This window comes from Streptococcus sp. 20925_1_69, from assembly GCF_041432365.1.
In the GTDB taxonomy this organism is placed as follows: domain Bacteria; phylum Bacillota; class Bacilli; order Lactobacillales; family Streptococcaceae; genus Streptococcus.
This window is the reverse complement of the sequence record NZ_JAPVZL010000001.1, coordinates 233,785-245,952: the sequence shown is the minus strand read 5'-3', so window position 1 is coordinate 245,952 and position 12,168 is coordinate 233,785. Positions and strand designations below refer to the sequence as shown.

Here is a 12,168-nt window from a genome sequence, read left to right as displayed (position 1 = left end):
CGAAGTCAGTTACCTATACCTATGATATCTACGGCAAGGCGAAGCTGACGTGGTTTGAAGAGATTTTCGAAGAGTATCAACTATCGAAAACAAATTAAAAAACTCCCTTTTCCTCAAAATAATAGTATAATAGAGGTAGAATTTAGAATCGAGGTACACCTATGGCTGTAAAATTTACAAAACGAGACGACTTGGACAAGATGTTTGAAGAGTTTGCTAAACTCCCAGATTTGAAACAAGTCACTTTCCCTGATGACAAAGAGAAAAAAGCCAAAACAGAAAAGAAAAACTAGATGACTGCTTTTCAACAACTCCCATCTAGTGTACTTCAAACTGGTGCGATTTTTCTCTCTATAATCATTGAAGCCCTTCCCTTCGTTCTGATAGGAAGCATTGTCTCAGGGCTGATTGAGGTCTATATCACACCTGACAAGGTTTATCATTTTCTCCCTCGAAATCGTTGGGGGAGAATCTTTTTTGGCACCTTCGTCGGGATACTTTTCCCTTCTTGTGAATGTGGAATCGTCCCCATTATCAATCGTTTTCTGGAAAAAAAGGTTCCCAGTTACACGGCCGTTCCTTTTCTTGTGACAGCACCTGTTATCAATCCCATTGTTCTCTTTGCGACCTATTCTGCCTTTGGTAATTCCTTCCACATCGCCCTGTTACGAGCTCTGGGTTCCATTCTTGTGGCTGTAATACTAGGAATTTTTCTAGGATTTTTCTGGCAAGAACCGATTCAAAAAGAAAATCGGTTGGCCTGTCATGAGCATGATTTTTCTCACTTAAGTCCTGCAAAAAAAGTTTTTCAGGTCTTTGTGCAAGCCATTGATGAGTTTTTTGATACGGGGCGTTATTTGGTATTTGGCTGTCTCTTTGCCTCTGTTATACAGGTCTACGTTCCAACTCGGATTCTGACCTCTATCAGTGCAACCCCTATTTTTGCCATCCTGCTCTTGATGCTTTTGGCCTTTCTTCTCTCTCTCTGCAGTGAGGCGGATGCCTTTATCGGTGCTTCTCTTCTCTCAAGTTTCGGCTTGGCACCAGTTCTGGCCTTTCTGGTGATTGGTCCAATGCTGGATATCAAAAATATTCTCATGATGAAAAATTACTTGAAAGCACGATTTATCAGTCACTTCATTACTATTGTGACTCTTGTCGTCTTAGTGTATTCTCTCTTGATTGGAGTCATCCTATGATTCGATTTTTAGTTTTAGCTGGCTATTTTGAACTGACCATTTATCTCCATCTGTCGGGCAAATTAAACCAGTACATCAACATGCACTATTCCTATCTGGCCTATATCTCCATGGTGCTTTCCTTTATTTTGGCAATTGTTCAACTGTATATCTGGATGAAGCAAGTCAAAACCCACAGTCATCTGAACAGCCGATTGGCCAAGATGACGAGTATTTCTCTCCTGTCTATTCCACTTGTCATCGGCTTAACTTTCCCAACTGTCAGCTTGGATTCTCAGACCGTTTCAGCTAAAGGTTATCATTTCCCCCTATCGGAAGGAACGGATCTAGCCATTCAGACAAGCGAAGGGACGACCAGCCAATATTTGAAACCAGATACCAGTTCTTATTTTTCAAAATCAGCCTATGAAAAGGAGATGCGAACAGCGGCGGATAAATACTTGTCCCAGGATAACATTCAGATTACCAATGAAAACTATATGGAAGTCATGGAAGCTATCTACGACTATCCAGATGAGTTTGAGGGCAAGACAGTCCAGTTCACAGGTTTTGTCTATAACGACCCCAGTCATGCCAATAGCCAATTTTTGTTCCGCTTCGGCATTATTCACTGTATCGCAGATTCTGGTGTCTATGGTTTGTTGACCAAGGGAAATACCCGTCAGTACGAGAACAATACCTGGATAACAGCCAAAGGAAAACTGGTCAATTACTACCATAAAGAACTCAAACAAAACCTCCCAACCTTGGAAATCGAAAGCTTTACCAAAGTCGATAAACCAGAAAATCCCTATGTGTATCGCGTGTTTTAAAAAGCAAACCAAGTTCATAAAAAACTCTAAGCAGGCAGAGCCTGCTAACTCATGACAGAAAAAGATGTTTAGCCTATAATGAAGGTGAACAATACCAATCCGTGGTGTTTAATAGGGCTTTTCCTAGCCTGTTAAAAAAACTGGATGAACAAGAGTCATGAGATAACTCGAATATGCCTTGAGCATGAAAATATCTTACTAGTAGCCTCTTGTTCTATTGTTCAAATAGTTAACAGGAGGTTTTTATAATGGAAGTCATGATTGAAACGTGTTTGTATTCTTTTGAATCAGTAACTATTCCAATTTATCTATCTTGAAATAAATAAATAAAATCCCTTTGTAATACTATAAAAAATAACTAACAAAGAAATAACTATAAGACTCGGTTGCCAGAAACCTGATATATCTACTAAACTACGGCCTAAAAATTGGCCAATAAGGCTAACTAAAATTAAAATAATTAAATTGAAAATTACTGACACTAATAAAATTAACACCGAATGTATTATTGCCTCGCCTATACGTATTTTAAAAAGTTGTAATCTTGACACTCCCAGTGTCTTTAACTGTTTAATGTCCTCAATATCTTTATTAGAAGATAAAATTGTAAGAGAAATAGAACTAGTAATAATCAGAATAATTGGAGCAGACATATAAGCAATAAAGGAAGCTCTTGCTTCGTTTGCTGTATTCATGAATGAATACATATTTTGGGTGTAAAGAATAAACCCAGAAATGAGAGTTACTCCCATGCTCATTGAAGTTTGTATACTTTTCAAATAACTAGGATTGGATAGTAGATTCCAAAAGCCTGTATTAATTACATAATTTTCAGTTGGAAATATCCTCATTAAAAATTTTATTAGAAACATTTGAATTGATGGAGATAGTGATTGAATAATAAGGATGTGAATAATTAATAAAAATAATACTATGCTTGACTGTTTTTCAATTATTTCTTTGTTTCTGATAAAACCTGCTGAAACAATAGAACCTATACATAGTAACCATAGGAATAAACGAACAGAGATGTTAACAAATCCAGCTACTGTAACTTTTCTTTTTTTCTTTTTTGGTTTTAATATTGATGATATTTTAAGTATTCGACTTGAATAAAAGTAAGCCCCTATCCCGACAATTGTTGGGACTATGAAAATACTCAATAAAATTGATTGAATGTTGGCTGTAATAACTAAATCAGGTAACTCATCTCTTCCTAATAAATTTTGTAAAAATTTGTAGTAACTATCTGCCATGATAAATGAAAGTATTGTACCAATACTACTAACAATCACTGCCATTAAATAAAACTGTCCAGATACTAATAAAGATAGCTGAGTTCTGCTTGCGCCTAAGATAGCCCATAATTGGTAATCCTTTTTAAAGATATCTTTTAGCAGTCTTATAGTATTTGAAATAAGGAAAAATAGAGTAGTCCCGCCAAAAATTATTAGCATTTGAAAAAGTTGTGAAGCGTTAATATTAGCAGTCTGTATTGAACTAGCAATACCAAATAAAGATGTTCCAACAATCAGGCTAGATACAAATAGTAATGGTATTGTTCCTAACCATTGCCTTTTTGAGTACTGAAATTGGTAAATGATTAATTTTAGCATAATAAATCCTCCTCAAATTAATCTTTACTACTTTCAAGTGCTTGGTAGAGCTCATCAGCTGAAGGTTTAATAATTTGTCGAGATATTTTTCCGTCTTTTAAAATGAGTGCTCTGTCAGTTTTTGAAGCCAACTCAATATCATGAGTGACCATAAAAACACATTTTCCTTGACTCGCTAAATTACGAAGTGTTTCAAAAATAAGTTTTCTTGAAACGCTGTCCAGAGCTCCTGTTGGCTCATCAGCAAAAATAATTTTACTATCAGCTATTATTGCACGAGTAATAGCCACTTTTTGCTGTTCTCCACCTGATAAGGTAGCAACTAATGATGATAGTTCTGCTTTAAAATTCAAATTATCCAACATTTTTCTTACTTTATTACTATCAACACTCTTTCCTGAGAGTCTCAGAGGAAGTGTAACATTTTCTAGTACAGGTAGAGCAGGTACCAGATTATAATTTTGAAAAATAATTGAAATATCTTGTCTTCTAAATTTAGCAAGCTTCCCTTCTTTTAAGGTATATGGATTTATACCATTGATAACAACTTCGCCACTTGTTGGTTCAGATAAACTTGATAAGCAACTTAGTAAAGTAGACTTTCCAGAACCACTGACACCAAGTATTGATACAAATTCCCCATAATTGACAGATAAAGAAACATCTTTCAAAATAGAGACAGTTTTGTCTTGCCCTAACAAAAATTCTTTTGAAAGGTTTAAGACTTTAACAGCTACATTATTAACCATAATAAATCCTCCTGATTCCAGTATCATCTTTGATTTAATTATACAATATTGGAATTCTATTAATATCAAGTAAGTAATTTATGAAACGTATTTTTAATGGATAAAATTTCTATTTCCTCTGAATCTCTAATAAAGGTCTTTAGCGAACTAAGAATTCTTTCTATTACCATAATAGTATCATAAATGAGAATTAAAGTTAGCTATAACGAAAATAGGAGCATATGTAAAACTCTAAGCAGGCAGAGCCTGCTAACTCATGACAGAAAAAGATGTTTAGCCTATAGTGCTGGCATTAAAAAATCCTCACACATCACGCAAGGAAATCGCTAAATAAAACAGGCTTTGAGCATGTCGGGATTAATTGCAGCACATTCCAAGGATCCAGCTTTTTCTTCTTTTTACAATCGAATTTCCCAAAGAGTAAGCAAGATGAAAGCCGTCATTTCTTATGCTCATAAGATTCTCAGAATCATTTACAAACTACTCTCCATCAAGCATACTTATCAAAAAGAGAAGGGGCTAGGACTGAGGAAACAGTTCTAACGCCAAAACTAAAAAATTTCAATTACACGCTAGCACAGGAATTGATTTTTGCGCTTTTTTACTGTCTTTTTTCAAATAAAAACACCTCAAAAGTTAGATTTTCTAGCTCTAACTTTTGAGGTGCATCTCATTTATGTATGATAGTCTTTTGATTGTTATTTCACCTTTCTTTGTTAAAAGAAAGAATACTTATTATGAATTTGGATCATCGAGACTACGACCATGTAAACCTTTTTCACGTTGGACTTGTCGTAGTTTTTCTGGTGTAACATCGTTTCCTTCTTCGTCCACAATTTTGATTCCCTCAATGTGGTGACGAACAGTGCGACGATAACCCTCGATGTACTCCTCACGTAGTTTGGCTTGTTCCACTTTTTCTTCTGGTGTCAAGCCTTCTGCTTTTTTCTTTTTAGCAAGCTCGTTGATACGAGCAATTTTTTTCGGATCCATTTCTTCTCCTTTATGATAAGATAAACTCCGTTTGACTGAGTTTATTTAGTATTGATTTGGTTAAAACGAGCAAGCTTAGCTGCTTTTTGAGTTAAATGAGACAAGATTGCCAAACGATTTTGACGGACTGCTTCATTTTCAGCCATAACCATGGTATTCTCAAAGAATGCATCAATGACTGGGCTAAGAGCAAAGAGTTGTTTCAATTGCTGACTGGCAGTCCCTGACAAAACGAGTGATTCTACTGCTTCTGCCAAGGCTTTCTCTTCTTCATTCTCAAAGAGAGCTGGATCAACTGTAGCAACTCCTTCTGCCTTCTCAGCTAAGTTAAATGCACGAGAGAGCGATTCAACAGATGGTTTGAAGTCTTCTTCCTTACTTGCTTCTACGAGAGCACCTGCTGCTTCCAACATATCCGCCACAACAAAGTTTGATCCTGCAAGAACGGCTTCCTTAATATCTTTTGGAGTAGAGCCCATCATCTTATCAACACGAGCCTTGATAAAGTCCATAACCTCTGTCTTATTTTCATAAGTCAAGCTGTCAAATTTCAAAGCATAAAGACTATCAATCAACTCATCCATAGCAATGTGCCAACCAAAGGCATCCAAGATACGAACCACACCTTGCGTCGCACGACGAAGGGCATAAGGGTCATTAGAACCTGATGGAATCAAGCCTACTGAGAAGAAACTCAAAATCGTATCCAATTTGTCTGCAATGGCAAGCACTGCACCTACCTTACTCTCTGGAAGTTCTCCTTCAGCTGATGTAGGCATGTAGTGTTCACAAATAGCAGCTGCCACTGCTGGAGTTTCACCAGCAAGAAGGGCATATTTCTCCCCCATAATTCCTTGGAGTTCGTCAAATTCACCAACCATCCCAGTCAACAAGTCAAACTTGTAAATGGCTGCCGCGCGGGCTAGGTCAACTGTTTCATCCACTGACAAGCCAGCTTTTTCTGCCAAAAGTACAGCGATTTGACCCGTACGAATCATGTGTTCACGAAGGGAACCAATTTTCTCATGGAAGGTGACATTGTTTAATTTTTCAACAAGGTCTGAAATAACCAATTTTTGGTCTTCACGCCAGAAGAATTCTCCGTCTTCCAAACGAGCAACTAAGACTTTTTCATTTCCTTTAATGACATTTTCCAAATGCTCTGCGTTTCCGTTACGGACAGAAATAAAGTTTGGCAAGAGTTTTCCATCTTGATCACGAACAACAAAGTAACGTTGGTGTTCCTTCATCGAAGTCACCAAGACTTCTTCTGGAACTTCAAGATATTTAGCATCAAAACTTCCCATAAAAGCAGTTGGGTATTCAACTAAGTTCAAGACTTCATTAAGCAAATCCGCATCAATTTCGATACGTACACCATGTTTTGCCTCAATTTCCTTGATTTGGTCAATAATCATTTGCTCTCGTTCACGTGGATCTGCGATTACAAACTGTGCACGAAGGTCTTCTTCATAGCTCAAGGCTGACTGAATCTTGGTTTCTTGTCCCAAGAAACGATGACCACGGCTGACACGATCCCCCTTGATATCAAGGAAATCCAAATCAAACTCTTGCTCGTCCAAGAGAACTGTCAAAGTGTGTACAGGGCGGATATACTCAAAAGTGTTGTTAGCCCAGTGCATGCTGACAGGGAAAGTCAATGACTTCAAGACGTCTACTACACCTGGAACAATGTTCTCAACTGGTTGGCCCACTTCTTCCTTGGTAACATAGACATATTCTTCACCCTTGATTTCACGGAATTCAATATCTTCAACTGTCAAGCCTTTTCCACGGACAAATCCTTGGGCTGCTTTGGTGAAGTTTCCATCACTATCCAAGGCAATTTTCTTTGCTGGACCCTTGAAATCTTCTGTCAAATCAGACTGTTTATTTGCAAGACCAGTCACACGAACAGCCAAACGACGTGGTGTTGAGAAGGTCTGAATAGCTTCAAAAGACAGGCGGTTTTCCTTGAGGAAGGCTGCCATTTTTTCGCCTAGTTGTTTTTCACTTGGTGTGACAACATAGGCTGGTAATTCTTCAAGACCGAGTTCTACTAATAAGTTTTTTGTCATGTTTTTTCTCCGAAAAGTATCTTTTTATTTTCCAGTGTGCCTTATGTGATTGGCACGCAAGCAACCAACTTCGTTGTTTCATTGCTAAAATTGGAGCCAAAAGTCTCCAATTTTGCCTAGTATCCTTAGCTTCACTAAGGATACCTTCATCACTGCGGCAACTGGTTCAGGGCTCACACTGTTCGCCCATTTTCGTAATTTGTCACTTTCTTTATTCTGCGTCTTCTGCTAAGAATTTAGCTCGTGTTACTTCATCTAAAAGTGGGTAGCCTAGGCGTTTGCGTTCTGCAACAAAGGTTTTGGCTACGACACGGGCCAAATTACGGATACGGGCGATATAGCCTGCACGCTCTGTTACAGATACGGCACCACGCGCGTCAAGCAGGTTAAAGGTGTGTGAACATTTGAGAACATAGTCATAGGCAGGGTGAACCAAGCCCTCTTCCAAGGCACGACCAGCTTCTTTTTCGAACTTATCAAAGTTTTCAAGCAACATTTCTTGGTCCGAAATTTCAAATGAATATTTTGAGTGCTCGTACTCAGGCTGGATAAAAATTTCTCCGTATTTTACACCATCGGCCCATTCGATATCATAGACAGAATCAACCTCTTGGATATAAGAAGCCAAGCGTTCCAAACCATAAGTAACTTCAGCAGTCACAGGGCCAGTTGCCAATCCACCCACTTGTTGGAAATAAGTAAACTGAGTAATTTCCATCCCGTCAAGCCAAACTTCCCAACCAAGACCAGCTGAACCAGTTGATGGATTTTCCCAGTTATCCTCAACGAAACGAATATCGTGCTCTAAAGGATTGATTCCCAATTTTTCCAAAGATTCAAGGTAAAGTTCTTGGATATTTGATGGAGAAGGCTTCATAACCACTTGGAATTGGTGGTGTTGGTAAAGACGGTTCGGGTTTTCCCCGTAACGACCGTCAGCAGGACGACGTGATGGTTCTACATAAGCTGCATTCCATGGCTCAGGACCGATAGCACGAAGGAAAGTGTAAGGACTCATTGTTCCCGCCCCTTTCTCATTGTCATAAGCCTGCATAAGCATACAACCTTGGTCATTCCAAAATTGTTGCAAAGTAAGGATGATTTCCTGGAAAGTCAATTTTTTAGACATTATTTTCTCCTTTTTCTATAAATTACTTGCGACACGAGTCTGCCTCGTCGATCATACGAGGCAAGACGAGTTAGTACTGCGTCTAGCTCAGGCACTCTAGTGCTGAGCGTGGGGCAATTCGACTGTAAGGAGGTCTCTGCCACTGACGCAGTGAAATGTTAATTTCTTAGACATTGTTTACTCCTTTAGTTTTTATATTTCTTTTTCAATTAATTTCTGCTGAACAAACCAATTTAACAAAGGAAGAGTTTTATCTGTATTTGCCCATAAATGATAAGAATCGAAGACCGCTTGTACACTACCTAGATTTTCTACCAACTTATCTATTGTCAAAAAACTACGCCAGTATTCGTAAAAAATACTTGCATAGTTCTTATCATAAGTCGAAGAACCAAAATCATTCAATGAATGCCAACCATACTTCTTCTGAAAAAGTTCTACGAGAGATTGATTACAAATTTTTTCCGCTTGAAATTCCTCTGCTGTCAAGAAATACTTGCGACTAATATATTCAACCATCCCCTCTTCGAACCAGATATAAGAGTCATAACCATCAAAATCATCTAAAAAATGCTCCGACCAATGAGCTAACTCATGTCCTACAATCTGTAAGAGGAAATTTTCAGATAAAGAATGATAGTGACTTTCTATTGCTTGAGTTTGCTGAGAACACTCGTAGTCCATCAACTGATACAAATACAACTCTTTCCAAACAGCTAAATCAGGCGTCATAACCATTCGTCTATTATTTGTATAGGCTGGAACAGCACTTTCCCTAATAATCTGTGTAGCAGCATTAAAACTTGACCAAATAACAGCTTGCGGTAAATCACAGACTGCAAGTTCATTCTTTAAAAAAGATTGATAATCTTTCAACTTTTCAGTATTTCTTACTACAAAATCACGAAATGCAGCTAGTTGACTATCGTCTTTTACAAGATAAAGGTTTTTCACGTCTCTCCTTTCTTTCACATAATAGACTGAATAAGCGAAAGAACCGCGTCCGACAATCCTAGGTTGATTTAACCTAGGGGCGTCAAAAACGCGGTTCCACCCTAATTTATTACTTCATTGTTTTTGAAAATACTACAGAAAGCGCCAGCTCTTTATTTTGTCCTACTTGGCTCCCACTATCCCAAGCTCGCTTGAAGAACGCCATAAGACTTTCTTTCCTGCTAACTATTATAGCAAAAATTAGAACAATGTACAATTCTTTTTATGATTTTCTAGAAATCCATATCATCAACTCGTGGAGCACCAGACTGAACAGCAATTGTTTTTAAAGTTTCTCTCTCCTCATGACTCAGTTCAATTCCAAAGCAATCAAGATTAGCCTGAATACGAGACGCTGTGACAGATTTCGGAAGCGGTAAAAATCCTTCTGCCAAGCTCCAGGCCAAGGCTATCTGAGCAACAGACTTTCCATGATTTGCTGCGATTTCTTGCACTTGCTTGCTATCAAACAGTTCTCCCTGACCAAAAGGTCCCCAAGCTTCCAATAAAATTCCTTTTTCTCTACAGTAAGCTACAACTTCCTCTTGATACACACCTGGCGCCAAGCGAATTTGATTGACCGCTGGAAGAATTTTTGCTGTTTCAAGCAAGGCATCCAAATGATGGGGAAGGAAATTACTAACTCCAATAGCACGGATTTTGCCTTCTTGATAGAGGTCTTCCATCGCTCTCCAAACTTCTGCATTTCGGATTTTCCATTGGTCATTTTCTCTGAGCGGTTTTGGATTTGGCCAATGAATCAAATACAAATCCAAATAATCCAAGCCCAACTTCGCTAAAGACTCTTCAAAAGCTTGACGAGCTTGCTCATAGTTATGATTTGTATTCCAGAGTTTACTTGTTACAAAAATTTCCTCCCTCGGAATACCACTATCTTGAATAGCACGTCCAACGCTTTCTTCATTTTTATAAATCGCTGCCGTATCGATATGGCGATAGCCTGCCTTTAAAGCCTCTAGGACAGCTTGATAGGCAATCTCTCCATTTTCAGCTTTCCAGGTTCCAAATCCTATAACTGGAATTGGAACGGCATTATTTAAAGTGTAAGATTTCATTATTTTTCCTTTCTATGAGAAGAAAATCCAAAGAAACAAATTCTCAAAGAAAACTTATCTCTTTAGATTTTGTGTATTATTGGTCACGGTCGTAATAGAGCTGGTGAGCTTTAAGACGAGAATCTAACAAATCTGGTACGGTAACAAAGTCATAACCTTGCCCTTTCAAATAGTCAATAACCTTCGGCAGAGCATTCACTGTTTCAGCATGGATATCATGCATGAGAATAATAGAACCATTCTTGACTTCACGCTGAATTTCTGTCAAAATAGCTGCTTCATTTTTACTCTTCCAGTCCAGACTATCTACATCCCACATAATAAAACTCAAATCGAGACTATTGCGAATGTCGTCTGTAATGGCTCCATAAGGCGGACGCATGAGTTTTGAACTAGAACCCAGCACCTTAGTCAACGCATCCTCAGTATCAGTAATTTGTTTTTTAGCTTCATCAAGGGAAAGTTGCGAGAGAATCGGATGGCTCCAACTATGGTTTCCAATGACATGACCATCTGCTTTCATACGTTTCAAAATCTCTTCATTGCCAGAAACATTCTTACCTAAAACAAAGAAAGTCGCCTTAATACCATACTTAGAAAGTGTATCTAATGCTTGATTTGTCGTCGCAGGATTTGGTCCATCATCAAAAGTCAAGGCCACTACTTTACGATTTTTCTTTTCATAATAAGCCTTATATAGCTCTGCATCCTTATCTAATAAATAAGAGGACTGAATGACCTCAAAGAAACTTGATACTGGCAAGGCAATCTCATCCAGATTTTCAACAGGCTGACTCGGATAAAGGATAATCTGACTATCCTTGTAATCAAAGTTCCATGCAGACAAGTCTTGGTCAGAGAAACCTTTAACAACTTGATCAATCTTTTCTTGCTCCAATTTCTTATCCTGTAAAAAAGAAGTCAGTTCTTTTATCAGTTTCTCTTTGGCCTTACTAGCATCTGAAAATAGTTGATCAAGTGTAAAAGGTTTACCATCTTCTGTCAAATGTACTTTTGCCAGACTAGTTTTTTCAGTCTCTTCAACTTTTGACGAAGTTAAATCATAGACTTGTTTCATCACACTTCGGTTGACAATCCCTTTTAAAGTCGAATCCTGTTTCTCCGTATAATAAAAAACCAGATTTTCTTTGTCTTCCAGATTTTCCTTAATATCCTGTGTCATGATTTCTTTTACAGATGAAATCACTTGCTCCCCTTGGAGAGGATAATAGGCAATTACTTCTGCTTGTCCCTTACGAAAATGATCTTTCTGATTTCCCTCACTCAATTGATTATCTTTATCATTTTTTAAAGACTCAATTTTTTGTTCGAAACTTTGCTTTGTATATACTTTGTATCCAATCATTGAACCAAGGACACTGATACTTACCGAAAAGATAGCTACCAGGGCTATTAAACCGATTCTCTTTTTATCGTGCTCAACACGTTTTGCTCTACTTTTATCCATAGAGATATCATATCAAATTCAGGCTATAATTTCAATGATTTTGGAGGGAATAGTA

Annotated in this window: 11 protein-coding genes; 3 read left to right on the top strand and 8 right to left on the bottom strand. The window is 37.9% G+C overall.

The window, feature by feature from the left end; translation table 11 throughout:
- The first annotated feature begins 161 nt into the window (after positions 1-161).
- Genes O3601_RS01245 through O3601_RS01235 form a run of 3 tightly spaced genes read left to right on the top strand, consistent with a single transcriptional unit; the run spans position 162 to position 2,011 of the window.
- Positions 162-293, top strand: coding sequence for an SPJ_0845 family protein (locus O3601_RS01245; protein WP_049511209.1), 132 nt, complete (start codon positions 162-164; stop codon positions 291-293).
- Complete coding sequence (locus tag O3601_RS01240) at positions 294-1,199, top strand: permease (protein WP_371470530.1); 906 nt, start codon at positions 294-296, stop codon at positions 1,197-1,199.
- Entirely contained in the window at positions 1,196-2,011 is an 816-nt protein-coding gene (locus tag O3601_RS01235) for a TIGR03943 family protein (protein ID WP_371470528.1), read from the top strand. The genes O3601_RS01240 and O3601_RS01235 overlap by 4 nt, the downstream gene beginning before the upstream one ends.
- 308 nt (positions 2,012-2,319) lie before the next feature.
- Here the strand turns inward: O3601_RS01235 and O3601_RS01230 are convergent, their stop codons facing one another.
- The 8 genes from O3601_RS01230 to pgdA form a co-directional block, all read right to left on the bottom strand.
- Positions 2,320-3,627: a beta-carotene 15,15'-monooxygenase gene (locus tag O3601_RS01230; protein WP_371470527.1), complete on the bottom strand. Its 1,308-nt coding sequence runs from the start codon at positions 3,625-3,627 to the stop codon at positions 2,320-2,322.
- 17 nt (positions 3,628-3,644) lie between these two features.
- On the bottom strand, positions 3,645-4,376 hold the full coding sequence (locus O3601_RS01225) for an ABC transporter ATP-binding protein (protein WP_371470525.1): 732 nt from the start codon (positions 4,374-4,376) through the stop codon (positions 3,645-3,647).
- A gap of 735 nt (positions 4,377-5,111) precedes the next feature.
- Complete coding sequence (locus O3601_RS01220) at positions 5,112-5,369, bottom strand: DUF896 family protein (protein ID WP_000371284.1); 258 nt, start codon at positions 5,367-5,369, stop codon at positions 5,112-5,114.
- Positions 5,370-5,410: 41 nt separating this feature from the next.
- Positions 5,411-7,447 carry a glycine--tRNA ligase subunit beta gene (glyS, locus tag O3601_RS01215; RefSeq protein ID WP_371470524.1) on the bottom strand — a complete coding sequence of 679 codons (2,037 nt, stop codon included), beginning with the start codon at positions 7,445-7,447 and terminating at the stop codon, positions 5,411-5,413.
- A 211-nt stretch (positions 7,448-7,658) separates the two neighbouring features.
- Positions 7,659-8,576: a glycine--tRNA ligase subunit alpha gene (gene glyQ, locus O3601_RS01210; RefSeq protein WP_371470522.1), complete on the bottom strand. Its 918-nt coding sequence runs from the start codon at positions 8,574-8,576 to the stop codon at positions 7,659-7,661.
- 192 nt (positions 8,577-8,768) lie between these two features.
- Positions 8,769-9,530 (bottom strand): elongation factor Tu, encoded by a 762-nt coding sequence (locus O3601_RS01205; protein ID WP_371470521.1) that lies wholly within the window; start codon positions 9,528-9,530, stop codon positions 8,769-8,771.
- Between the two features lie 272 nt (positions 9,531-9,802).
- Positions 9,803-10,645, bottom strand: coding sequence for an aldo/keto reductase (locus O3601_RS01200; RefSeq protein ID WP_000844559.1), 843 nt, complete (start codon positions 10,643-10,645; stop codon positions 9,803-9,805).
- A gap of 76 nt (positions 10,646-10,721) precedes the next feature.
- Complete coding sequence (pgdA, locus tag O3601_RS01195) at positions 10,722-12,113, bottom strand: peptidoglycan-N-acetylglucosamine deacetylase PgdA (RefSeq protein ID WP_261084529.1); 1,392 nt, start codon at positions 12,111-12,113, stop codon at positions 10,722-10,724.
- Positions 12,114-12,168 lie beyond the last annotated feature (55 nt).